The organism is Chryseobacterium indoltheticum (genome assembly GCF_003815915.1).
Lineage (GTDB): Bacteria > Bacteroidota > Bacteroidia > Flavobacteriales > Weeksellaceae > Chryseobacterium > Chryseobacterium indoltheticum.
The window spans coordinates 174,284-199,083 of the sequence record NZ_CP033929.1 but is presented as its reverse complement, the minus strand read 5'-3'; the positions used below and the strand labels follow the sequence as shown (position 1 = coordinate 199,083).

The 24,800-nt window shown below is 34.1% G+C and carries 23 protein-coding genes; 9 read left to right on the top strand and 14 right to left on the bottom strand.

Annotated elements, in window-relative coordinates; all coding sequences use genetic code 11:
- Positions 1-48 precede the first annotated feature (48 nt).
- From EG358_RS00950 to EG358_RS00930, 5 genes are all read right to left on the bottom strand, one after another.
- A complete protein-coding gene (locus tag EG358_RS00950; RefSeq protein ID WP_076561473.1) occupies positions 49-2,184 on the bottom strand; it encodes a TonB-dependent siderophore receptor in 2,136 nt (711 codons plus the stop codon).
- Positions 2,185-2,339: 155 nt separating this feature from the next.
- Positions 2,340-5,414 carry a preprotein translocase subunit SecA gene (gene secA, locus EG358_RS00945; protein WP_076561525.1) on the bottom strand — a complete coding sequence of 1,025 codons (3,075 nt, stop codon included), beginning with the start codon at positions 5,412-5,414 and terminating at the stop codon, positions 2,340-2,342.
- 117 nt (positions 5,415-5,531) lie between these two features.
- On the bottom strand, positions 5,532-5,753 hold the full coding sequence (locus tag EG358_RS00940; RefSeq protein ID WP_027382805.1) for a DUF2795 domain-containing protein: 222 nt from the start codon (positions 5,751-5,753) through the stop codon (positions 5,532-5,534).
- A 140-nt stretch (positions 5,754-5,893) separates the two neighbouring features.
- Positions 5,894-6,916 (bottom strand): GDP-mannose 4,6-dehydratase, encoded by a 1,023-nt coding sequence (locus EG358_RS00935; RefSeq protein WP_076561474.1) that lies wholly within the window; start codon positions 6,914-6,916, stop codon positions 5,894-5,896.
- A gap of 88 nt (positions 6,917-7,004) precedes the next feature.
- Positions 7,005-7,820, bottom strand: a complete 816-nt coding sequence (locus EG358_RS00930) for a T9SS type A sorting domain-containing protein (protein WP_076561475.1) — start codon at positions 7,818-7,820, stop codon at positions 7,005-7,007.
- A gap of 92 nt (positions 7,821-7,912) precedes the next feature.
- Here EG358_RS00930 and EG358_RS00925 point away from each other — a divergent pair, with 92 nt between their 5' ends.
- A complete protein-coding gene (locus tag EG358_RS00925; protein WP_076561476.1) occupies positions 7,913-8,710 on the top strand; it encodes a DUF2797 domain-containing protein in 798 nt (265 codons plus the stop codon).
- A 22-nt stretch (positions 8,711-8,732) separates the two neighbouring features.
- Positions 8,733-11,441 carry an AsmA family protein gene (locus tag EG358_RS00920; protein ID WP_228421394.1) on the top strand — a complete coding sequence of 903 codons (2,709 nt, stop codon included), beginning with the start codon at positions 8,733-8,735 and terminating at the stop codon, positions 11,439-11,441.
- 35 nt (positions 11,442-11,476) lie between these two features.
- Here the strand turns inward: EG358_RS00920 and EG358_RS00915 are convergent, their stop codons facing one another.
- Entirely contained in the window at positions 11,477-11,821 is a 345-nt protein-coding gene (locus EG358_RS00915; RefSeq protein WP_076561477.1) for a hypothetical protein, read from the bottom strand.
- Between the two features lie 145 nt (positions 11,822-11,966).
- Between EG358_RS00915 and EG358_RS00910 the strand changes: the two genes are divergently transcribed.
- Both EG358_RS00910 and EG358_RS00905 read left to right on the top strand, forming a co-directional pair.
- A complete protein-coding gene (locus EG358_RS00910; protein ID WP_076561478.1) occupies positions 11,967-12,158 on the top strand; it encodes a hypothetical protein in 192 nt (63 codons plus the stop codon).
- 127 nt (positions 12,159-12,285) lie between these two features.
- On the top strand, positions 12,286-13,329 hold the full coding sequence (locus EG358_RS00905; RefSeq protein WP_076561479.1) for a PA0069 family radical SAM protein: 1,044 nt from the start codon (positions 12,286-12,288) through the stop codon (positions 13,327-13,329).
- A gap of 75 nt (positions 13,330-13,404) precedes the next feature.
- Here EG358_RS00905 and EG358_RS00900 read toward each other — a convergent pair whose 3' ends face one another.
- From EG358_RS00900 to EG358_RS00875, 6 genes are all read right to left on the bottom strand, one after another.
- Complete coding sequence (locus tag EG358_RS00900; RefSeq protein ID WP_076561480.1) at positions 13,405-15,054, bottom strand: DNA repair protein RecN; 1,650 nt, start codon at positions 15,052-15,054, stop codon at positions 13,405-13,407.
- Between the two features lie 71 nt (positions 15,055-15,125).
- Positions 15,126-16,025: a type IX secretion system protein PorD gene (gene porD, locus EG358_RS00895; protein ID WP_076561481.1), complete on the bottom strand. Its 900-nt coding sequence runs from the start codon at positions 16,023-16,025 to the stop codon at positions 15,126-15,128.
- A gap of 38 nt (positions 16,026-16,063) precedes the next feature.
- Positions 16,064-17,266: a bifunctional phosphopantothenoylcysteine decarboxylase/phosphopantothenate--cysteine ligase CoaBC gene (gene coaBC / locus EG358_RS00890; protein ID WP_076561482.1), complete on the bottom strand. Its 1,203-nt coding sequence runs from the start codon at positions 17,264-17,266 to the stop codon at positions 16,064-16,066.
- A gap of 164 nt (positions 17,267-17,430) precedes the next feature.
- Entirely contained in the window at positions 17,431-17,754 is a 324-nt protein-coding gene (locus EG358_RS00885; protein ID WP_076561483.1) for a DNA-directed RNA polymerase subunit omega, read from the bottom strand.
- A 42-nt stretch (positions 17,755-17,796) separates the two neighbouring features.
- Positions 17,797-18,792: an outer membrane protein assembly factor BamD gene (bamD, locus tag EG358_RS00880; protein WP_076561527.1), complete on the bottom strand. Its 996-nt coding sequence runs from the start codon at positions 18,790-18,792 to the stop codon at positions 17,797-17,799.
- Between the two features lie 97 nt (positions 18,793-18,889).
- Complete coding sequence (locus EG358_RS00875; RefSeq protein WP_076561484.1) at positions 18,890-19,519, bottom strand: TetR/AcrR family transcriptional regulator; 630 nt, start codon at positions 19,517-19,519, stop codon at positions 18,890-18,892.
- A 94-nt stretch (positions 19,520-19,613) separates the two neighbouring features.
- Between EG358_RS00875 and EG358_RS00870 the strand changes: the two genes are divergently transcribed.
- The 4 genes from EG358_RS00870 to EG358_RS00855 all read left to right on the top strand — a co-directional run bounded on the left by EG358_RS00870 (position 19,614) and on the right by EG358_RS00855 (position 22,128).
- Positions 19,614-20,240: a TatD family hydrolase gene (locus EG358_RS00870; RefSeq protein WP_076561485.1), complete on the top strand. Its 627-nt coding sequence runs from the start codon at positions 19,614-19,616 to the stop codon at positions 20,238-20,240.
- Entirely contained in the window at positions 20,233-20,958 is a 726-nt protein-coding gene (locus EG358_RS00865) for a tRNA threonylcarbamoyladenosine dehydratase (RefSeq protein ID WP_076561486.1), read from the top strand. Before EG358_RS00870 ends, EG358_RS00865 begins: the two co-directional genes overlap by 8 nt.
- A complete protein-coding gene (gene rnpA, locus EG358_RS00860; protein WP_076561487.1) occupies positions 20,958-21,332 on the top strand; it encodes a ribonuclease P protein component in 375 nt (124 codons plus the stop codon). The genes EG358_RS00865 and rnpA overlap by 1 nt, the downstream gene beginning before the upstream one ends.
- Positions 21,333-21,522: 190 nt before the next feature.
- Positions 21,523-22,128, top strand: coding sequence for a DUF4126 domain-containing protein (locus EG358_RS00855; RefSeq protein ID WP_076561488.1), 606 nt, complete (start codon positions 21,523-21,525; stop codon positions 22,126-22,128).
- A gap of 14 nt (positions 22,129-22,142) precedes the next feature.
- Here EG358_RS00855 and EG358_RS00850 read toward each other — a convergent pair whose 3' ends face one another.
- Both EG358_RS00850 and EG358_RS00845 read right to left on the bottom strand, forming a co-directional pair.
- On the bottom strand, positions 22,143-23,369 hold the full coding sequence (locus EG358_RS00850) for a S41 family peptidase (RefSeq protein WP_076561489.1): 1,227 nt from the start codon (positions 23,367-23,369) through the stop codon (positions 22,143-22,145).
- Positions 23,370-23,395: 26 nt separating this feature from the next.
- Complete coding sequence (locus EG358_RS00845) at positions 23,396-24,145, bottom strand: nitrilase-related carbon-nitrogen hydrolase (RefSeq protein ID WP_076561490.1); 750 nt, start codon at positions 24,143-24,145, stop codon at positions 23,396-23,398.
- 186 nt (positions 24,146-24,331) lie between these two features.
- Here EG358_RS00845 and EG358_RS00840 point away from each other — a divergent pair, with 186 nt between their 5' ends.
- Positions 24,332-24,769, top strand: coding sequence for a DUF6646 family protein (locus EG358_RS00840; RefSeq protein WP_076561528.1), 438 nt, complete (start codon positions 24,332-24,334; stop codon positions 24,767-24,769).
- Positions 24,770-24,800: the final 31 nt, after the last annotated feature.

Genomic DNA, 24,800 nt, shown 5'->3' with positions numbered 1-24,800 from the left:
ACTATTCCCGAAAAAGCTTTCAGGAATAGAGAATGTAGTTTTTAAATTTTAGAACTTGTAATTTAAACTTAGAGATAAAGTTCTCAATCTCTGGGGTGTCACTGTAGACCATCCAGAGAAGTATTTTTTGTTAGCAATGTTATCTAGCTTAAGAATGATGCTGTATCTGTCTTCTGTGTAAGAGAGAGATGAATTCATAATGATGTAGCTAGGAAGTGGAAATGCGCCAATATTACCTCTATTAAGGGTGTAAAATCTACTTGCTGAGTTACCTCCGAAGCCAATTCCAAAGTTTTTCAGAGAGCCTTCCTGTATTTTATATGTTCCCCAGAAATTGATTAGGTTTTTAGGTCCTGAATCTTCCGTTCTGTGACCAGGATAACCTTCGTCACCTTTTACAACGTTACTGTCGTTGTAGCTATATCCTGCAATAATATTCATACCGGGAATTGGGCTACCCAAAACACTTACTTCGAAACCTTTACTGTCAACCTCTCCTCCTTGAGTAATATTAGTTCCGTTACCCATTACTTTATTTTTAACATTAATGCTGTAATAACTTGCTGTAATTGAGAATTTGTCACCTGCTAAATTGGCTTTTGTTCCAACTTCCCATTGGTTGGCGTGTTCAGGATCAAAATAACGAAGTTCGTTGCTCAAAACATTTCCAAGATCATCAGTGATCTGTACAGTAGAAGGATCAACATTTTTGAAACCATTCATATAATTCCCGAAAATGGATACTTTATCAGGAATAGGTTGGTAGACCAAACCTAGTTTTGGTGAGAATGTTGTTTGGTTTTTAGAATCGTCAGTAGCATAAGCAGTTGCTTTACCTGTAAAATGATCCATTCTTAAACTTAACATTGCTGATAGGTTGGGTAAAATGTTCACAACATCAGAGATATAAGCACTGTAAATTTTTGCCTGTGCATGACCTATTTCCTGACCAGATCCCTGTAAAGCAAAATCAACTGAAGATTTTGTTAATACATCCGCTTTTGTATCACTTTGATTAACAATGTCTACAACTCCGTAACCAATCCAGCCAGTTCCTCCCTGAATGAAATCTCTTTGGAAATAATCTAAGCCAACTAATAATTTATTTTTAACACGTCCAAAATTGAAATTACCGACGAAATTTTGCTGAATACCTGTAGTGTTGGTTTCACCACCTACATCAGCAATGTATCTTGTGAAATCTTTTCCGTTTGACTGATCATATAAATATTGATAGTAACCATCTGTTTTGGTGTTGCTTCTAGAAAAAATTGTTTTTGAAGTCCAATTATCAGAAATTTGGTAATTCGCTGAAGCTTGAAAATTGAAAGTTGTATTATTAATGGTTAAGTCATCACTGGTATAAGACTTTTTATAATTGTCTTTAAATACTCCAATTGAATAATAGGTAAGTGGAAGATTTCTGTTTAAGAAGATCATTGGCGCATTTGCAGACTCGCTTTTTTTGATTTCGGTATTTACAAAAAAGGTAAGTCTGTCGTTAGCGATAAATTTTAGAGAAGGTGCAACGTAAAAAGATTCGCTAAAACCTGCGTCCTGAAAAGTATTCTGTTTTTGATAAGCGGCATTTACTCTCGCAAATAAGTTTTTGCTTAGCGGAGTATTTATATCGGCACTCAGCCTGTTCAGGCCGTAACTTCCGTTAATATAGTTTACTTCACCTCCAAAATGGTGATACGGCTTTTTAGTAATTACATTAATCAAACCGCCATAAGAAATTACACTTCCTCCGTACAATGTACCAGATGGCCCTTTAATGGCTTCAATGGTTTCAACTCCTGCAAGGTCTAAAGTTCCGTTGGTAAGGGAAGGCATTCCGTTTGTCAAACTTGGCTGTAAAGAAAAACCTCGCATGGTATAATATTCACCACCATCATTTCCTCTTCCTGTAGATTCCCATAATCTGGCAATCCCTGTAACGTTTTTCAAAGCATCATTAAAGCTTGTGACAACTTGCTCTTTGATTACATTCTTGTTAACAATATTATAAACCTGAGGGTTTTCGATTTCCTTTAGAGGCATTTTGTTTACCGACTCTCTATCTCGCGTAATATAACCTTGTACAACAACTTCGTCAATTTTATCAGTTTTAACAGTATCGTTTTCTTGTGCAAAAGCAAATGCTGTTGCTAACAACGAAGCAGAGATCAATAATTTATTCATGTAATACCTAATTTTTTGCAAATATATAGTTTTTAATTATTCTAAATAAAATAGCTAATTGATATTTGTCATATTTATTTAATAAGTATTATTCTGTAAATAACAAAAACCCGTCTCATTTGAGGCGGGTTTTTATAAAATCTATAATTTATCTCTTATGCGGGAATTTCTCCTCTGTATAAGAATGAAATAATTTCTTTGTTCATCTTGTCTACCATTTCACTGAAAAGGTGGAAAGATTCTTGCTTGTAAATCACCAAAGGATCTTTTTGTTCGTAAACAGCTCCTTGAGAAGATCTTCTCAAGTCATCCATCTCACGAAGGTGAAGTTTCCAGTTTTCATCAATGATTGATAACGTGATATTCTTTTCAAAATCATTAATTAAGCTGTCACATTGTGAATCATAAGCTTCTTTTAGATCTGTAACGATGGTTAAAGTTTTCACACCGTCAGAGAAAGGAACCTGGATCATTTTGAACATAGAACCTTGATTCTGATATACATTCTCAATAATTGGGAACGATTTTTCTTTCAGCAAATTCAGCTTCATGTTATAATCATCCTGAGCTGCTTTGAATAGAATATTGGTAAGTTCGGGAACTTGTTTTGATTTAAAATCATTTTCAGAAACCGGAGATTCCATCGTGAAGTTTTTAATCACCTCAAATTCAAAATCTTTGTAGTTTCCAGAAGCTTTGCCTTTGGTTACAATAGAGTTTGAAACATCAAAGATCATATTCGTAATATCATACTTCAGGTGATCTCCGAACAAAGCATTCTTTCTTCTTTTGTAAATTACGTCACGCTGTTTATTCATTACGTCATCGTATTCCAAAAGTCTCTTTCTTGTTCCGAAGTTATTTTCCTCTACTTTTTTCTGAGCTCTTTCGATAGATTTACTGATCATAGAATGCTGAATTACTTCACCTTCTTTGTGACCCATTCTATCCATCATTTTTGCAATTCTTTCAGAACCGAATAAACGCATCAAGTTGTCTTCCAGAGAAACATAAAACTGTGAACTTCCAGGATCTCCCTGACGTCCCGCTCTACCTCTCAACTGTCTGTCAACACGTCTTGAATCGTGTCTTTCTGTTCCGATAATTGCTAAACCGCCTGCTTCTTTTACTTCTTTAGAAAGCTTAATATCGGTACCACGACCTGCCATGTTGGTTGCGATAGTCACAACTCCTGGTTGACCAGCTCCGGCAACGATTTCTGCTTCTTTTTTGTGCAATTTTGCATTCAACACCTGATGCTGAATTTTTCTTAGCTGAAGTGCTTTAGAAAGTAACTGTGAAATCTCAACAGAAGTTGTACCTACCAATACCGGTCTTCCAGCTGAGGTTAAGTTTTCAATTTCTTCAATTACTGCGTTATATTTTTCTCTGTTGGTTTTGAAAACCAAATCTTGTTTGTCGTTTCTCTGGATCGGACGGTTGGTAGGAATTACCACTACGTCTAATTTATAAATCTGCCAAAGTTCTCCTGCTTCAGTTTCTGCTGTACCTGTCATCCCCGCAAGTTTGTTGTACATACGGAAATAGTTCTGAAGTGTTACCGTAGCAAAAGTTTGGGTAGCTGCTTCAATTTTTACACTTTCTTTAGCTTCAATTGCCTGGTGTAAACCGTCTGAATAACGACGACCTTCCATAATACGGCCAGTCTGCTCGTCAACGATTTTCACTTCTCCGTCAATTACCACATATTCATCATCTTTTTCGAATAATGTATACGCTTTTAATAATTGGCTCATGGTGTGAACACGCTCTGATTTTTCGGCAAATTCTGCGAAAAGCTTTTCTTTAGCTTCAAATTCTTCTTCTTTAGATAAATTTTTAGCTTCTACTTCTGCGATTTCAGTTCCGATATCCGGAAGTACGAAGAAGTTATTATCCGAATTTCCTTGAGACATGTATTCAACACCTTTGTCTGTCAAGTCAACCTGATTGTTTTTTTCTTCGATTACGAAGTATAGATCTTTATCTACAATCGGCATATCACGGTTGTTGTCAGCCATGTATTGAGCTTCAGTTTTTTGAAGCAATGCACGGTTTCCGCTTTCCGATAAAAATTTGATTAATTGTCTGTTTTTAGGAAGACCTCTGTAAGCCTGAAGTAATTTGAATCCTCCTTCTTTAGTATTTCCTGCTGCGATTAATTTTTTAGCCTCATTAAAAATACCAGAAACAGTTTTTTTCTGTACTTCAACGATTCTGTCGATTGAAGGTTTTAAAAGATCAAATTCTTGTCTGTCACCTTGAGGAACCGGACCAGAAATGATCAATGGTGTTCTCGCATCATCAACTAATACAGAGTCAACCTCATCCACGATGGCAAAGTTTAGTTCTCTCTGTACCAATTCTGTAGGCGAAGTTACCATGTTATCTCTCAGGTAATCGAAACCAAATTCGTTGTTGGTTCCGTACGTGATATCTGAGTTGTATGCTTTTCTTCTTCCGTCAGAATTGGGTTGGTGATTATCGATACAGTCGATAGACATTCCGTGGAATTGGTACAATGGTCCCATCCAAGCGGAGTCTCTTTTTGCAAGATAGTCATTCACGGTTACAACGTGAACTCCTCTTTCTGGAAGTGCATTTAAGTAAATAGGAAGTGTTCCTACCAACGTTTTACCTTCACCAGTTGCCATCTCAGCGATTTTTCCGCTGTGAAGAATTACACCACCAATAAACTGTGTATCATAATGCACCATATCCCAAACTACTGGTGTTCCGGCTGCGTTCCATGAGTTTTTCCAAACTGCCTGATCTCCCTGGATCTCAATGAAATCTTTTCCGGCAGCGGCCAATTGTTTATCCCACTCTGTTGCTGTGGTACGAATTTCCCCGTTTTGTGCCCATCTTCTTGATGTTTCTTTGATCAAGGCAAAGGCTTCCGGAAGAATCTGTAAAAGAACTTTTTCTTCAATTTCGTAAGAATCTTTTTTCAAAGCTTCTATTTTAGAAAACAGCGCTTCTTTCTCATCAACATTGGTAGAGTTTTTTATCTGCTCTTTAATTTGTTCTATCTGCGCTGTGATACTGCTTGTCGCTTCTTTTATTTTAGATTTAAATTCGGCGGTTTTCTCTCTCAGTCCATCATCAGATAATTCTCCGATACCTGGCTCAACAGCTTTGATTTTTGTTACAACTTTTTTTACTTCCTTTAGGTCCTGCGCTTTTTTGTCTCCCAAAAACCCTTTAAGAACTTTATTTAAAAAACTCATAGAATTTGATTTAAGCTCAAAGCTTATTGCTTTAAGCATATTAAAATTACACGCTTTGGTGTGTATTATATATTTAAAAAAGCTTTAAGTATACCACCTAAAGCTTAATGCTTTTCATTAATATTCGTCTTCGTTCCAAAGATAATCTTCATCTGTTGGATAATCGCTCCAAATTTCGTCGATAGCATCGTAAATTTCTCCTTCGTCTTCAATTGCCTGAAGGTTTTCTACCACTTCCATTGGTGCACCAGTTCTGATTGCATAGTCGATAAGTTCTGCTTTTGTCATCGGCCAAGGTGCGTCGCTTAGATATGAAGCTAATTCTAATGTCCAGTACATAATTTATTATTTTTTGCAAAAGTATAAAAATAGGTTATATTATAAACTTTTTTTATGAATTGATTTTCAATTCTTTTTGTTAAACTTTGTCTATATTTCACTGCAGATGCATGTAAGTGTGCAGGCGCAGTAGATTGATGTCATTTTCTCAAAAACCATTCCACAAATTTTTTTGTGCCATTTTGGAAGTTTGTGACTGGTTTGTAACCTATTAAATTTTGTGCTTTTGTAATGTCAGCGCTGGTTTTCTGTACGTCACCCGGCTGAAGTGGCAGTATTTTTCTGATGGCAGTTTTATTAAGATTTTTTTCAATTTCTGACAACATTTCAATTAAAGTGACTACTTCATTTTCGCCTAAATTAATAATTTCATAGATGTCGGAATTTTTCTCAAGATAATCTATTGATTTTAGTATTCCATCAATGATGTCGTCTATATAAGTATAATCTCTTGCTGTGTTTCCGTCGCCGTAGAAAGGGATTTCTTTGTTTTCTGAAATGAGTTTTGTAAATTTATGAATGGCTAAATCAGGTCTTTGCCTTGGTCCGTAAACCGTGAAAAACCTAAGCTGAATCATGTCTATTCCATATAAACTGTGATAAACGTGACCTAAAATCTCCCCACTTTTTTTTGTCGCTGCATACGGTGAAATAGGTTGATCTACATTATCAGTTTCACAAAAAGGAATTTTCTCATTGTTGCCGTATACACTTGATGATGAGGCGCAGATGAATTTTTTTATCCCGAATTGATTACACAGTTCCCAAAGATTCATCGTACCCCGTACATTCACTTCTTCATATTCTAAAGGTCTTTCAATAGACGGTCTTACGCCAGCAAGAGCAGCTAAATGGATGATAAAATCAATTTGATGATTGTGAAATATTTTCTCTAAACCTTTTTGGTCTCTGATATCCTGGAAATATAAAGTGTAATGTTCTGATTTTGAAATTGAAATTAAATTTTGAATATCATTTTCTTTTTCGGAAAATTCAAAATCAATGTTTTTTTCAACAGAATCTAAAGTATTTTTAATTTTTATCTTATAATCGTAAAAATTATCAAAATTGTCAATGTTTATGACAGAATGTCCTTCTTTCAATAATTTTTCTATCAAATGAGAACCAATAAATCCGCTTCCTCCTGTTACGAGATAAATCATTTGCTAAGTTTCTTTTACAAATATATCCATAAACTGAAAAAGAATCTCAATAAAACATTGAGATTCTTTTATGTTTAAATGATTTTTATTATTTGATCAGTACTTTTTTAGATACAGCTGCTTCGTTCTCCTCAACATTTAGAATGTAAATTCCTTTTGGTAATTCAGAAACGTTTACTTCGCTTTTAACTGTTTTACTAATGAGTAATCTTCCTGTTTGATCGAAGATTTTCACTTTTTTATCAGAATTTTTACTTGAAGTAATAAAAATTTTACCATTACTTACAGAAGTAGGATAGATATTAAATCCCTTTTTGTTGTTTTCATTAGTCGCTAAAGTACCAGCAGTTCCTGTCAACTTTATATCATCAATTCTAAAACCTACATTAGAATCTAAAACATTGGTTAATCTGATTCTCAAATTGGTAGTTGCGGGTATTATTCCGGTGGGGCTTATCAATATCCAATTTGATGTTCCGGAGCCTGTAGGTCTTGTATAAGTTAATGGTGTCCAGGTTGTTCCATTAGCGCTTACTTCGATAGTAAGTTCGTTACTTGAAGCATTTGTGCTCTTTTGATGACCAAGCGTCATTGAAATACCCATATAATTGGAAGTGTTTATCCCTTCAATCATCAATGTTTTTGCAGGGTTTCCTGAGGTTGTAGTAACTTCTCCTAAAAATACACATCCACTGCCACTTGCTCCAGCATAGCCTACTGATGGACTAGAGGTTCTTACATCTGCAGTTCCTGAATACATGATCGGACTACTGTTTTGGTATCCCGAATAAGCTGTCAGTAAAGTTGTTGCGGTAGGAGTTCCGAAATCCTCCGAATAAATAGTAGTTTGTGCAACAAGTAATGATGTCAATAATATTGACAAGATAGAATAGATTTTTTTCATCTTTTTTATGTTTTTAGTGATAGTGAAGTTAGGAATTTATTTTTAAATGACTAAAAAAGTTTACATTTATATCATAATTAAAATTTTTTGAAATGCAGTTTTCCGGACAAATATTGAAAATGACAACCTATGACGATCAACCGATACAATATTATCTAAATCTTTCTGGAGATCTTATCCACATGAATGAATTATTTGGAAAAGAAATAACTATAAAACATACAGGTTTTCAGTGTGTAAATTGCGGATTAGATAAGACCATTTACAGAATGGGATTTTGTAAAAGCTGTTTTTTCGAAAGTCCTTATGCAAGCGATACAATTATCCGTCCTGAGCTGTCTACAGCGCATTTGGGAATTGGTGAAAGAGATTTAGATGTAGAAAGACAAATCCAATTGCAGCCGCATACCGTATATCTGGCATATACAGGAGATGTGAAAGTGGGTGTGACGCGAAATACACAAATTCCTACCCGATGGATCGATCAGGGCGCAACATTTGCTTTACCGATCGCGAGAACAGAAAACCGATACGAAGCAGGAATGATAGAAGTTGCCTTGAAAGATCATCTTCCTGATAAAACGAACTGGAGAAAAATGTTGCAGGACGATTATGAAGATGACATAGATTTGGCAGATTTTCAGCGGAAAATAAGAGAATATTTCCCTGAAGATTTTCAGAAATTCTATTCTGAAGGTGAAGATATGTGGAAGTTTGATTATCCTTTTTCAAAGCCTGAAAAGATTACATCTTTTACGCTGGATAAAAAGCCTGAATTTACTGCAAAACTGAACGGTATTAAAGGTCAATATCTGAGTTTTGAAGGAGGTAATTTTATAAATGTCAGAGGACATGAAGGGTATGTAATTGAGTTGACTGTAAAAAATTAATTGTATGTATTAAAACTTTATAATGATGAAAAAACCTTGGGTTAAAAAGCTTTTGATAGGTCTGGGAATTATTTTCGGCCTCGTACTGCTTGCTAATTTCGGACTTAATATATGGCTTAAAACCCAATTACCCAATTACATCAAAAAAAATACAGATTATAAAGTTTCGTACAAATCGCTCGATGTTGATCTTGGAACCGGAAATATATTTGCATCCGGAATTACGGTCAACAATAAAGATCCACAAAACATAAACGTCATAGGGCTTCAGGGAACAATTGATACTTTAAAGATCAGTCGTTTCGGAATTTACGATGCGTTGTTTAATAAGACCATAAGTTCTTCGGATTTATTGCTTTCAAAGCCGAATCTTAATATTATTCTGGCAAAACCTGTCGATAAAAAAACCGGAAAAAAACCAAATCCGGTTAATTTTGAAAATATCAGAATCAATAAAGGAACAATCAATATTTTTAAACATACCAAGCAGAAATTTGTAGGCGTTGATCAGCTTGATCTGTATGTGGAAAATCTACAGATGACAGAAGAATCTGTAGAAAATAAACTTCCTGTTGTTTTTGATCGTTACAGCATTCGAGGCAGAGATTTTTTCTTTCAGCCGGATGATATTTACACGATAAAAATTGATAAGATTACTACAGCGAACGGGCAAATGTCTGTTGAAAACTTTCAGCTGACACCACTTATTTCGTTCGAGCAGTTTAAGAAAAGTTATCCTAAAAAAACTCAAATGTATCAATTCAGTATTCCTAAAATGAATTTTAAGGATATTGTTCTGAAAAAAAATAAAGTTTCATTGGCCAATGCAAATTTTCAGAATCCTTTTGTGAAAATTTATACAACAGGAGTTTCTGCGATAAAAAAAGCAGAGAAAAAAAGAAATTTTGAGCTAAATTTAGATGATATACAGTTGAGTAATGCTAAAATTCAAGTGTTAAAACCTAATGATACTGATTTGTTTTTTGCTGAAGATTTAAGTGTTAATATCAATAAATTAGAATTTTCCAAAGAAAGCTCGCAGGAGGTAATTCCGGTGCTGTATAAAGATTTTAAAATTGCCGGAAAAGGGATTCACTATAATGATCAGCAAAATATTTCTGTTGAAAGTTTTAATTTGAATCCTAAAGGCGGACAAATAAAAAATATGGTTGCAAAGCCTGGCAACTCGCCAAAAATGGTAATGGATTTTAAAACCAACCTTATTCAGTTTAATATTAATGATTTTAAATTTGTTGATAAAAAATTAAATCTCGACGTTAAAGATCTTCTGATTGACGGGATTAACGGTAAAATTACTGCAGGAAACGCTGTTCCAAAGAAAAAGATAGCTGTTAAAGGAATTGAGTTTCCGATTCTGGTAGGGAAAATATCACTTAAGAATTCAAATATTACTTACGAAAGCGACAAACAACCGCTGACTTTCAATGCACTAAATGCGACGGTAAACCAACTTGAGTTAGTAGAAAATGCCACCAAAAACGGAATGGCAGTGAAGATAAAAGATTATGCACTTACAACCAAAAATTTCATCTATACAACAAAATTCTATAAAATGAATGTCGGAGCTTTGGCTGTAACCAAAAATAAAATTGAAGTTGATCAATTTGCAATGACGCCATTGGTTTCGCGAGCTCAGTTTATCAGAATGATTCCCGTAGAAAGTGATTTATATGATATAAAAGTGAAGCAGATTTCTGCGCAGGGAAGTTGGGACTTTTTTTCAGCAAATAAATTTATTAATGCCTCAAATGTTACTATCAATTCTGCAAATGCCAATATTTTCCGAAGTAAAATTCCTGCCGATGATCCCAAAGAAAAGCCTTTGTATTCTAAACTGTTGAGATCGATCAAAATGCCGATGTATATTGCTAATCTCAATCTGAAAAATTCAGTTTTAGAATACGAAGAAGATACTCCCAAAAGCGACGGGCCGGGAAAATTGATTTTTACCAATTTTAACATGAATGTGAAAAATCTGAATTCTGCTAAAATGAAAGGTAAGTCTACTCAGGTTGCCATAAAAATAAATTGTGACTTTATGGAGACTTCGCCACTTTCTGTTAATTGGGGCTTTAATACAGCAGATCTTGGTGACCGTTTTTCTATTTCTGGGAAATTGATAAATATTCCTGCGAGAGCACTCAATTCTTTTATAGTTCCTTATTTAAGTGTTTCGGCGACCGGAACGATACAGGAAATGCTGTTCGATTTTAAAGGAAACCCAAAAGGAATTGGTGGTGCATTTAATCTTAAGCATAAAGATCTTAAAATTTCGATTTTAGATAAAGAAAGTAAAGAGAAAAAAGGTTTTTTAAGTGCCGTTGCGAATGTTTTTATCAAAACAGACTCTGATAAACTTCCCGAATCTGTTATCGTGGAAGGAGTAGAAAGAGATCCTACAAAATCTTTTTTCAATATGTTCTGGAAAGGGATTGAAGACGGTTTGAAGAAAACATTGATCGGTATCAATATAGACAAAACTAAAAAAACCGTTGAAGGAGCAGTAAATACCGTAAAGGATGTAAAAGGTAGTGTAAAAGATGTGAAAAATTCTGTGAAGCAGGCCAAGCAAGATATTTCCAAAGAATTAGCGACACCTAAAACCAATACAGATACGCCAACTGAGGAAAAGAAAACTGAAACATCAAAAGAAAAGAAAGAACTGTTTAAAAAGATATTCAAGAAAAAAGAAAAACCCGAAACTGAATAATTTCGGGGGATTCTATATTTAAAATAAATTTTTATTTAGTATTCGTCGCTTTCCTGAATCGGAATAGCACGAAGGAAAGTGTCAAATTCTTCACCTGAATAATTGCTGTCTGCACCATAAGAATCAATGATAATTCCTAAATTTTGTTCATTATCCTGCAATACATACAAGGCAACGTTATCATCCGGATTACTGTCGCCTTCAAAACGGTATGTTTTCAGGATTAATAATTCCTCTGGAGTATAGTTTTTTTCAGAGTTATCATACTTCATTTGACATTCATCATTCATTCTGAATTCTTTGTGAACCCCTCTTTTTCGCAGGGTTTCCATAACCTGACTCAGGGTTGTCATTTGGTCGTTATTTTCTGAATGTTCCATAATAATATTTTTAGTTTATACTACAATTATTAAACCATAATGAAGTATATATTAACAAAATATAGATGTAGATTTAACGAAAATTTTTATTACATAAATATAAATAGGTATACTATTTGATATAAAAATACAAATCGTAAAAAAAATGAAAAAAGAAGTTGGAGTTTTACTGGCAGGAGGAGTTGGCCTTTTGGCGGTATTAAGTTTTTTAAGCGTAAAGAAAATTTTAGGTAAAAAACATAAAAAATATAACGAGTACTATTCTGATCATCACAGACATTTTGATAGAAAAAATGATGATGACGATCATGGTATTGAGTTCTACGCATTCAAATAAAAGTAATAAATAGATATAGATTTTTGAAGTCCGGCATCCAAATTTTTGGTGTTGGATTTTTTTTGTGGAAAACTTTTGTCGTAAAACTTATTATTTTTAAAACAAAGCTTTATAATTTTACATAGAAATGCAGAACGAAAATATCATAAAAGGACAAGGTGCTCAGCGAAATGTAATTAACCGTTTCGACAGATTTACTTTTGAGCCTGAAGATGAAGATTTCGACATCATAAAAACTTCTTTTACCGAAGTATTTCCCAAAACGATTGTTAATCAGGTTAAAAGCGAAGATTTACCGATGGAATACTCGATGAATCCTTATCAGGGTTGTGAACATGGATGTTCTTATTGCTTTGCGAGACCAACCCACGAATACTGGGGCTACAGTGCCGGAATTGATTTTGAAAGAAAGATCATGGTCAAGAAAAATGCTCCCGAATTATTGGAGAAATTTTTCAGAAAGAGAGGCTATAAACCTGAACCCATTTTAATGTCGGGAAACACCGATTGTTATCAGCCGGCAGAAAGACAATTTGAAATCACCAGACAATTGTTAAAGGTTTGCCTGGATTACAGGCATCCGGTAAACGTTTTGACAAAAAATGCTTTGGTTCTGCGTGATCTGGATATCCTGAAGCCTCTGGCGGAGCAAAATTTAGTTTCTGTATCATTGAGCATCCCGACAATCAATGAAGATTTGCGCAGGAAGATGGAACCCAGAACAAGTACGGCAAACAATAAACTGAAGGCAATCGAAGTTCTTTCTGAAAACAATATCCCCGTTCATGTTATGGTGGCTCCTATTATTCCAGGGTTGAACAGCGATGAGCCGTTGAGCATTTTAAAATCAATTTCTGATGCAGGAGCTCAAAGTTTTGGTTATACTTTAGTCAGGCTTAATGATACGGTAGAGCCTGTTTTTGTAAAATGGATTGAGGCTCAGTTTCCGGATAGGGCACAGAAGGTTTTAAATTTAATCCGTTCTATGCGAGGCGGAAATTTAGGTGACAAAAGGTATTTTGAAAGACAAAAAGGAAGTGGAAATATTGCAGAAATGATTCACAATACGTTCAAAATAGGAAGAAAAAAGTTTTTTGACGAGAAAGAATTTCCAAAACTTTCTACTGACGGTTTTACCGGAACTAAAGAGCAGCAGCTGAAATTGTTTTGATTATTTAAGCTTCATTTAGATAAAAAAAGACTTCTGAATAAACAGAAGTCTTTGTGTTTTATTGAGAGAATTGATTTATCCAATCAGCTCTTTCGCCTGCGTTAATGCCGCTTCAGTGATTTTACTTCCGGATATGAGCTGTGCAATTTCGTTCAGTTTTTCCTCATCATTGAGAGGGATAATGGTTGATTGGGTTTTACCGTTAATATCCTGTTTTACAACTTTGTAATTGTCATTTCCTTTTGCGGCAACCTGTGCCAAATGAGAAATAACGATCAGCTGCATATCTTCAGACATTTGGCGCATTAAATTTCCTATCTCTTCAGCTACTTTTCCGGAAACTCCGGTATCAATTTCGTCTAAAATCAAAGTCGGAAGTTCATCGCTTTCGGCAATGATCTTTTTCACAGCAAGCATTACACGAGATCTTTCACCACCTGAAATAGCGGTTTGAATGGGTTTTAAAGGAAATCCTGAATTGGCCTGAAATAATAATTGAATATTTTCTTTACCAAACTGATTGTATTCTGAAGCTTCAGTAATTTCAATATCAACTTTAGCTTTTTCTAAACCGAGTTTTTTAAGCAAATCTTCTGCTTTTTTAATGAAAACAGGAATGCTTTTCTTTCTGTTTTTTGAAAGTTTCTGGCTTAAAGATTCCAGTGATTTTTCTTTTTTAGAAATGTTTTCAAGAATTTGTGCAATATTGGTCTCAATTTCTGCTGTTCCTTTCTGTTCGCCCGAAAGCTGATCTCTTATTTCCTTTAAATCTTCAATATCAGTAACATTGTGTTTTAGGAAAAGACTGTTTACTTTATTATTAAATTCTAAAAGTTGAGCTAAAGTTTCAGGATTAATTTCAATTCTATCGGCTTCATCTTCCAGCTCCGAAATGATATCTTTGATTTCCACAAATGATGTTTCAAATCGTTCGCTAAGTTCTGCGAAGCTTGTTGATACCTCAGAGATTTTAGAAAGTTTAGATTTTGCTTCATTAAAAAAGGAAAGAATTCCTATTTCTTCCTGATGAAATCTTGACAGAAGCTGAGCCAGATTTTCAGAAATCATGCCTGCATTTTCCTGTACGGAAAGCTGATTCTGTAGATCTTCATAGTTTACATCATCCATTTTCAGATCTTCCAGCTCACTCAAAAGAAATTGCTTGTAATCACTTTCTTTAGTGTTTTCTGAAAGTTGGGTCTGAAATTTTTTAAGCTGAGTTTTTAAAGACTGGAATTCATAAAAATCGTGCTGATAATTTTCAATCAGGTTTTTGTTATCTGAAAGTCCGTCGATGATTTTAAACTGATATTCTGAAGTAAAAAGATTTGACGTTTCAAACTGAGAATGAATGTCGATCAACTGAGAAGTCAGCTCTCTCAAAATATCCAAAGTGACCGGAACATCGTTAATAAAAGCTCTTGATTTCCCTGAAGGCAAGATTTCACGTCTTATAATGGTCTGATGCTCGTAATCGAGATCATTTTCGATAAAGAATTTTTTAAACTGGTTGTTCAGTTCAAATTCGGTCTCAACAATACTTTTTTCTTCAGTTTTTGAAATTGATTTTATATCTGCTCTTTCACCCAAGATCAATCGAAGAGCACCGAGAATAATCGATTTACCCGCACCTGTTTCACCGGTAATTACCTGTAAACCGTTTTTTAAAGATACTTCGAGAGCATCGATAAGGGCAAAATTTTTAATGTAGATTCTTGAAAGCATAGATCAGAGGCAGATTACGTTTGTTACTGCAAATATAAAATTTAGAAGTCAGAATTCAAGAATTATGCCTGTTACTTCCACTTATTCCATCTGGATTCTGTGTTCTTTGGTGAGAAAATAATCATCTGTTGCTTCAAAGCACTGATGTTTACCGCTCCATTATTGCCAGAATTGAAAATATTGAATATTTCATCAGCTTTAGTATCCATAAAAAGATTGAAGAAATAATTCTGCTGGAAAGAGTTTTCGTAAGTTTTAAGCTGCATCAAAGCATCAAAGATAATTTTCTTGGCCTGTGTTTGATCCTGATTAAACAATCCGTCTAAACCCGCTCTGTGATAGGTGTAGATTGTTGAACGCAATTGGCTCATATTCGGATTAAGAATCTCGCCGATTAAAATAGAACGGCTTCTGGGCTCGTTGATTTGATTCCAACCTTCATAATTTCTGTTCTGAGAATTTTGGGCAATCTGTTGCGCTTTTGAAAACCACTGCGTTCCGCCCATCGACTGAAAACTGTCTGCATCGTAACCTAAAATAAGATAGACATAAAAGCTGATCACATCAATTAAGTTTTTCCCCGAAAACTGTCTTTCATTAAATATCAGATTTTCGTTTTCCGCATATTCGAAACCAAACCGAGTATCCTGAAGGTTTAAAAGCGGAGATTCATATGAACTGTTAAATACAGGGCGAACAGCCTGAACAACTATAACTCCTTTAAATCTGTTTCCTTCTCTTTCGCTAAGAACAATCGAGATATTTGATTTTATTTTTTCGAAATTCTGAAGTTTTTTACCGGTCCAGCTCGTGTTGTTGATAAAATCTCTGAGACTTTTTTCCAAAGCTTTAAAAACCTGGGTATTACTCCCTCCCAATTGTTGAGAGTTCACCTGAACTGTAGCCAGAATTTCCTGAGAAAAACCAAAATTAAATGCGATGAGAAGAAAAAGTATGATTATTTTTTTCATTTGACAAATTAAAAGTTGAAAACGGAAATTTATAACATTTATTTTAAATACTGAGCTTCAATACAATCGAGAATATCTTTAGCGACATTTTCTTTTGATTTTAAATCAAATTCTATTTTCTCGTTTTTTGTAAATATCTTTATTTTGTTGGTGTCGTTTTTGAAACCGGCTCCTTCATCACGTAGCGAATTCAAAACTATCATATCCAAATTTTTCTTGGCCAGTTTTCCTTTCGCATTTTTTTCTTCGTTTTGAGTTTCCAAAGCAAATCCTACCAAAAACTGATGTGCTTTTTTTTCGCCCATTGTTTTCAGAATATCCGGATTTTTAATGAGCTCAATCGTAAAAGTATCTTCATTCTTTTTAATCTTTTCTGAAGCCACCACTTTCGGAGCGTAGTCTGCAACTGCGGCACTTGCAATTCCTATGTCGATCGTATCATAATATTCTAAAACTTTATCGAGCATTTCTTTTGCCGATGTAATTCGGTGTAAATTGATATTTTCATGTTTCGGTTTCAAAGAGCTTGGCCCTGAAATTAGAATCACTTTGGCGCCTCTTTTTGCAGCCTCTTCAGCTAAAGAAAAACCCATTTTTCCTGAAGAGTGATTTCCAATAAAACGAACAGGATCAATAGCTTCATACGTTGGTCCGGCAGTAATTAAAACTGTTTTTCCTCCCAAAGATTTTTTTTGATCAGAACTAAAATGCTCTTCTATCATTCGGGCAATGGTTTCCGGCTCAGCCATTCTCCCTTGCCCAACTAAACCACTTGCCAATTCTCCACTTTCAGCAGGAATTACTGTGTGACCAAATTCTTCGGCAAGTTTTAGGTTATTTTTGGTTGAAGGATGTTGATACATATCCAAATCCATCGCAGGAGCAATGAAAACCGGGCATTTTGCCGACATATATGTCGCAATCAAAAGATTATCACAAATCCCGTGAATCATTTTTGCCAGAGTATTTGCCGTACAGGGAGCGACAATCATTAGATCTGCCCAAAGTGCCATTTCGACATGGCTGTTCCATGTTCCGTTATCACTATAAAATTCTGTGTACACAGGTTTTTTTGAAAGCGTTGAAAGACTAAGTTTAGTAACAAAATGTTCTGCATCAGAAGACATGATTACCTGAACTTCTGCTCCTTTCTTTATCAAGTCTCTGATGAGGAAATGAATTTTATAAGCAGCTATTCCGCCAGAAACGGCAATGAGAATCTTTTTCCCGGAAATACTCATGTAGATTTTTTTAAAGGACTAATTTACTTATTTTTTTCAAGAACCTTGTTGTCTTATTTGTGCGCATTTTGATAATTCTAATAATGGCAATATATAGAAACAACAAAAAATCATAGAAGAAATTAATCTTCTATGATCTTAGATTTTATAAAAATAAAATTTTATTATTTTCTTTCTTCAGTTTTTCTGAAATATACATCACCATCCAACCATTCTTGGATTGCGATAGATGTTGGTTTCGGAAGTTTTTCGTAGTGTTTTGAAATTTCGATTTGTTCTCTGTTTTCAAAAACTTCTTCCAAAGTAGAGTTGTGAACAGCAAATTCGTCTAATTTATTGTGTAATTCAGTACGGATTTCTGCATTGATCTGCTCTGCTCTTTTCCCCATGATCACAATAGCTTCATAGATTGAACCTACTTTATCTTCAATCTTATCTTTATCGTAAGTAATAGTATTTACTTCTGCTTTTGTATCTTTTACGCTCATTTTGAGAAAATTATTTTAATTATAAGATGGCAAATTTACGAATTATCTTTGGATTTTGAAAGTCGCCGCCGGAGGAGGTGTCTGTAATGCAGCACTGTCTCTCTGAATCTGCATTGCTTTCTTCTCGTTAGAGATCTGTTCTTTCATTTGCTCTTCTGTTTTATTCTGCTCTGCAAGCTTATCGGCGATCTTTTTTTGCTTCGCCGTAAGTACCGCAATTCTTTCTTCCATTTGTTTTTTAGCAACAGCAAAATCTTTTTTCTCTTTTTCGAGTTTTTCTCTTAAGTCTAATGCTGTTTTAGAATATTCTGTATCTGGAAGTTCTTTTTCAACCTGTCTGGTAAAAGCTAAAGCACTTTCTATACGCTCGCTTTTTAGATCATAATTGGAACCTACAGCCAAAGAATAGCGTGATTTCATGATGTAATCATAGATTTTTGGACGAAGTTTGGTACTTGGGAAATCATCCAAAACATTCTCAAAAGTAGTAACTGCAGCTTTGTAATCTGCCATCTTGAAATATTGCTTGGCATTTTCGTAAGCTTTGAATTCTAGCTTATAAGAAAGCTCATCAATCATGGTGTTGATGTTTTTTGATCTTTCAGAAGTAGGATAGGCCGTCAAAAATTCCTGAAGCTCATTAATTGCCAATTCTGTACTAGACTGATCCAAGTTATAATCCATAGAACCGTTATAGTAACATAATGCAGACATATAAGCCGCTTCTTCTTTTCTGTTATCCTGAGGGAAACTTACCGAGAAATTTTTAAACTGATTTCCTGCCAGTCTGTAGTTTTTATCGTAATAGTTGGCGTATGCAGAATTGAAAACCACGTTGGGTGCATCATCTGTACCTGCCACCAAATTGGGAAGTCTGTCATAAAGTGCCAATGCATTTTTCCACTTCTTTTTAGCAAAATTTTCGTTTGCAGCTTTAAGAATAAAGTTTTTGTCTGCACTTCTCAACGCTTTTTCCTGCTGACTTTTGCACGATGCCAAAACAGCAATGGCGAAAATACCTAAAATATACTTTTTCATATAAAATGTAACAGTTTTCGGGTTTACCGAGCTATTAATTTGCAAAAATATAACTTTTTTGCTAAAAGATTTTTTTTTATGATTATTTAACGTAAAATTAGTCTGCTGCATATCCCAAAACAGCAAAAATATTCATTAAGAGATTCATTCTCACCTTTTTTTCGGCTTCTTTGGTGTATGATTCGTCATCATTGTGAGGTACATACAGCTCATAGAAATTCTTATTTCTGATGACAAATAAGGTAGAGCCTATAATGGTAGTAAGGATATCCTCAGGTTTTGGTGTGAATGTAAAAACTCCTGAAGTAACTCCTTTTTTGATGACTTCATCTAGTTTTCTTACAAAAAGCTGATAAAAATCGAGCAATTCATCTTTAAGATTTTCGGTATGGCGAAGCTCCTGTGTGACAAAACCATGAAAATAATTGTATCTGAAAAGCTGGCTTACAATATATTTTATCATTTCTTTCATCTGCATTTCGGGTCTGCCATCTTTTATGGTATCTGCAAATTCAGAAAAGTTCTCTCTGGTTTTCAGTACCCGATACTGATAAAGATAAGACATCATTTTCTCTTTAGAACCAAAATAATAAGAAATCATTGCGACATTGATATTCGCTTTGGTGCAAATATCTCGTACAGAAGTTCCTTCATATCCTTTCTTAGCGATGAGTTCTTCAGCAATATCAAGAATGTGAATCTGCTTCTCAGAAAACTTTTTTCCCATGCGTAGGTTTTTAGTAAAGTTAAGACTTTTTAACATATCTGTAAACAGATGTTTAATAATTTTCAGCCTTACAGTAATTATAGTATTTTTGAATATGAAATTTTTTGATTTTCATCATCATAAGAAAAATATAAGCTACGGAATTTACAATCTGGAATATAGTGAAGGTCTGCCTGAATTTCCATACTCAATAGGAATTCATCCTCAAGATATTCAATCAGAAAGTGTTGAAAGCCAATTCAATTGGTTGAATTCTAATATTACTCAAAACTGTTTTGCCATCGGAGAATGTGGTCTTGACGGATTGATTTCGATTGAACAAAAAATACAGGAACAGGTCTTCAAAAAACATATTGAAATTTCTAATGAGTTTAAAAAACCATTAATCATTCATTGTGTAAGAAAATTCTACGAGGTAATTTCTTTCAGGAAAATAGCGACTCAAGCCATGATTATTCATGGGTTTAATAAAAAACAGAGCATTGCTGATGATTTGCTTAAAAATAAATTTTATTTGAGTTTTGGAAAACCTGTTTTGTATAATCTATCTTTGCAGAATGTTTTAAAGACGACTCCTTTAGATAAAATATTTCTCGAAACTGATAATGAAGATTTTAATATTGAAGAATTATATGCAAAAGTTTCAGAATTAAAGGGAATTTCTTTAGAAAAACTTAATCAACAGATTTTAGAAAATTTAGAAACAATTCAGCATGGATAAAGTTTGGCTTGAAAGAACAGAGTTACTGATAAAAGAGGCAGGTGTTGAAAAATTAAATAAAGCCGCAGTTTTGGTTGTAGGCTTAGGAGGGGTGGGTTCTTTTGCCGCTGAATTCGTAGCCAGAGCCGGGGTCGGGAAAATGACAATTGTAGATGGTGACACTGTAGATATTACGAATATTAACAGACAGCTTCCTGCTCTACATTCTACTGTAGGAAAGCATAAAGTAGATGTTGTTTCAGAAAGATTGATGGATATTAATCCGAATCTTGAACTTTTAAAAGTCAATGAATTTTTGAATCCTGAAAGAATGGCGGAAATTCTAGATGGTGGAAATTTTGATTATATATTAGATTGTATAGATAGCGTTAGCCCGAAAGTATCATTAATTATTGCAGCAAGACGCAGAAAAATAAAAATTGTAAGCTCAATGGGAGCCGGCGGAAAATCTGATCCTTCTAAAGTTATGGTTCGCGACATTAGTAAAACCCAGCATTGCCATCTTGCAAGAGAAGTTAGGAAAAGACTGAAAAAAGAAAAAATAGATAAAGGAATACGTTGCGTTTTTTCGGATGAAATTCAGGATGAAGAAAGTTTAAAAATGACTGACGGAAGCAATTATAAAAGATCTTTCTACGGAACCATTAGCTTTCTTCCTGCAATTTTCGGATTGTACGCAGCTGCAGAAGTTATAAATCATCTAGTGAAGAAAGATTAATGTCTGATTTTAAATATCCAAAAGAAGAAAAACTCAAAAAAGATAATGAGATCACTTTACTTTTTGCAAAAGGTAAGTGGAAGAGTTGTGGAAATTTGCGCATTATTATTCTAAAAAATCACCCGGATCTACACACCGAAAATGTAAAACTAGGAGTTTCGGTTTCTAAACGATATTTTAAAAAAGCGGTGTATAGAAATCGTATAAAAAGACTTTTAAGAGAATGTTACCGTCTAAATAAAGATTTGTTTAAAGAAAGTTTTGGTGAAAAAACAATTGCGATGATGTTTTGGGTTTCGAATGAACTTCCTGAGAAATTTCAGGATGTAGAAGCTGAGTTTATTAAGCTTTGTCAGTCTCAAAAGAAATCGTAGCAAGGTTAAATTTAATTATTTTATTGTTAATATAAAGGTTGCGCTCCGAAGGAGCGCAATTTTCGTTTTCATATTTTCTACAAAGTTTCTGCTCCCAAGGAGCCTAAATTAATCTTTCTCATTATAGCACTTAAAAATTTGAGATGCAGGTGTTTGTATTTTTTGTAGCTTTAGACAAACAATTGATGTTATGCAAGATCAAATTCCTTATCTTCCGTATGTTCTGAGCGCATTTATTGGTATTGGGCTTGCTGCTGCAACTGGTTTCAGAGTTTTCCTGCCGATGTTTGCGGTGAGTTTAGCTTCTTATTTTCAATGGATTCCCACGCATGAAAGTTTTGAATGGCTTTGTGGTCTTCCAGCATTAATTACGACAGGAATTGCCACATTAGCAGAAATTTTAGCTTATTATATTCCGATTGTAGATCATTTGCTCGATACTGTTTCTGTTCCAATGGCAACGATTGCGGGTTCTGTACTTTTTGCAAGTCAGTTTGCTGATTTAGGAACATTTCCACAGTGGGGATTGGCTTTAATTGCAGGAGGCGGAACTGCTGCAACGATCAGTTCCGGCTTTGCAGGAATTCGGGCGGCGTCCACCGCGACAACAGGTGGATTGGGAAATCCTGTTGTAGGAACTACCGAAACCGCAGGAGCAGGAATTATGGCTGTTTTGGCAATGGTTGCCCCTGTAATAGCTGCTTTTCTGGCAATTGCAACTGTAATAGCGATTGTCATTTTGGGTAGAAAAGCTTTGAAAAAATTAAGAAAACGAAAAGAAGTTTTGAATAATTGAATTTAAAATGTGTATTATAAAGAGTTTTTCTTTATAATTTCTACAGTTTTAAATAACCAGTTTTCGTTTTCGTTAAGTTCAATGTTGGGTGTGATACCAATATATTCGTATTGAAGTAAATCTTTGTAATTTTTATCAAAAACCTTAGTGGGAAGGAAAATTACATAATCATTATTAGGGAATGGAGCTTGATGAATATCCCGAAATGAAGTCATTCCCATCGTGTTCTCTCCAATGGTTTTAATAGGTTTTAATCCTCTTAAATGAAGAATGAACAACTCCGCAGCACTTGCTGTATTTCTGTTTTGTAAAACAAAAATATTTTTAGGATCTTTTATCTTTTTAACTCCGCTAAGCAACGTTTCATATGCCATTGCTCCGCCGGGATTATCTCTTACGTCAAAAATAATGTTTTTGTATTTTTTATAGTTTGGCAAAACATATTTTTCGAAAAACTCTACAAACTCTTTGTTTTCTTCAATAGTTAAGTTCCTGAAACTTCTTATTGAAACGTATAATATTTCATTGTCGATGATTTCAAAAGACAATTTTTGTTTAGATCTATTGAAAATCAGGCTTTCTTCTCTAGTGAATTTACTAATGTTAAATTTTTTGATAAGGCTTTCTAAAGATGATGTTTTGAAATATCGTGGATCTTTAGAAATAGTATATGAAACCCCTTCGTAAAAACTATTTCCTTTAGTAAACTTTAGAATTAATTCTCCTTTTCTCCAAAATTTTGAATCTGAATTTTTTACATAACCTTTAAAATGATTTTGAGAATCTTGAAAAATATAAATATTAATGTTGTCTATTAAAGAGTTGTAGATGTAATCTGGATTCTTATGTTCGATAAGAGAATCAATATTTATTTTTGGTAATGAATTGAATTTTTCCGAATTTAAAAAGTTATTAACTGAAGTTGAATCACTGAAATCAAGGTTGTTTTTTACCAAAATTTGCAAATGACCATCTTGGATGGTTCGCATAATTCTCTGTAAATATTCTTTGCAATTATAAGGGTTGTTGTCTTTGATTGCAATGCTTTTGATAGAATCTGCTTTTATTTGGAAATCTACTTTATTCTTAACTAAATACTTGTAAGAAGGCGATTTTTCTTCTAGTGTTTTAATTAAAAAATCTATATTCTCAGCGCATTTATTATTTTCTTGTGCGTACGAAAGGCTTGGTAATATTGTTGTTAAAATGAAAAATAATTTTCTGATGGTTCGTGTGTTCATGAAATTCCAGTTATCAAAAATTTGAATTATTTAATTTCAAAAACATCCCGATCATTCAAAAACTGAAAATGATTTCTGAAATCTTTAAGTTCATCTAAATTTAATTCTGCAGAAACCAAATTTCCTTTTTTCTCAGCAATTTCTTTTCCGTCTGCAAAAAAGCAATGCGAACTTTCCTGGTAAAAAAGATCGTTCCCATCTGTGCCAATTCTGTTTAATCCAAAAACATACGACAGATTCTCAATCGCACGTGCTTTTAACAAATGTTCCCAAGCTCCGACTCTTTTTTTCGGCCAGTTGGCAACGTATAAAATAGCATCATAATCATCATTATTTCTCGCAAAAACAGGAAACCTCAAATCATAACAAACCTGTAACAGAAAACGAATTCCAAGATATTCTACAATGATCCTTTCTTTTCCGGGAGTGTAGATTTTGTCTTCGCCCGAGAACGAAAACAAATGCCTTTTATCATAAAATGTAACCTCAGAATTTGGCTTCACAAAATACATTCTATTAAAAAACTGATCATCAACTTTTATAGAAGCACTTCCGGAAAATGCTGTATTTTTCTCTTTTGAAATTTTCTTTAAAAATTCTAAAGATTCTTCATTTTTATCTGAAACTTCAGCAGCATCCATACAAAAGCCTGTAGAAAACATTTCAGGCAGAAGAAATAAATCTGCTTCTTGGTTTTGAAGCTGATTCTCTATTAATTTAAAGTTTTCACTTTTATTTTTCCAGATAATTTCCTGATTCAATCCTATAATTTTCATACACAGATTTCTTTTTTTTTAATTGCCGTATGGAATCGCCTTTTTAAAATCGCATCTATAATTTAAAAACAAACATGGCGATTTCACATTCCAAATTCAAAACTTGTATAAAATTACAGCTTTTAAATGGTTTCGGTTTTATATTTGCTGCAAATTGTCATTAGTAATAATTTAAAATTAAAATCTATGAAGAAATTGGTTTTTATGTTGATGGTTTTTGCCGGAGTGGCAGTCAGCGCACAAGCCTACACCGGAAAAGGGGATCAGAAAGTTAATTTAGGTTTAAATGCCTGGGGCTATGGAACGGGAATTACCGCAACTTACGACTATGGTTTAAACCAGTTGATATCTGTCGGAGCCGGAGCTAATGCTTATTTTGATGGATATAAAGACAATAATAAAGATAACAGGGTTTTTATATTTGGAAGGGTTAATTTTCATTTAAACGAAGCTTTAGAATTGCCTGAGAAACTAGACATCTATCCGGGAGTTGATCTTGGGGTTCTCGGCAGAGACTTCGGTATTGGCGCTCATATTGGTGCCCGATATTTCTTTACAGAAAAAGTTGGTGTTTTCGCGGAAGTCGGGAACAACGGAAGTCTGGGAGTTTCATTCAATTTTTAAAAAAGCAGTCACAATATATGACAAAGCTTCT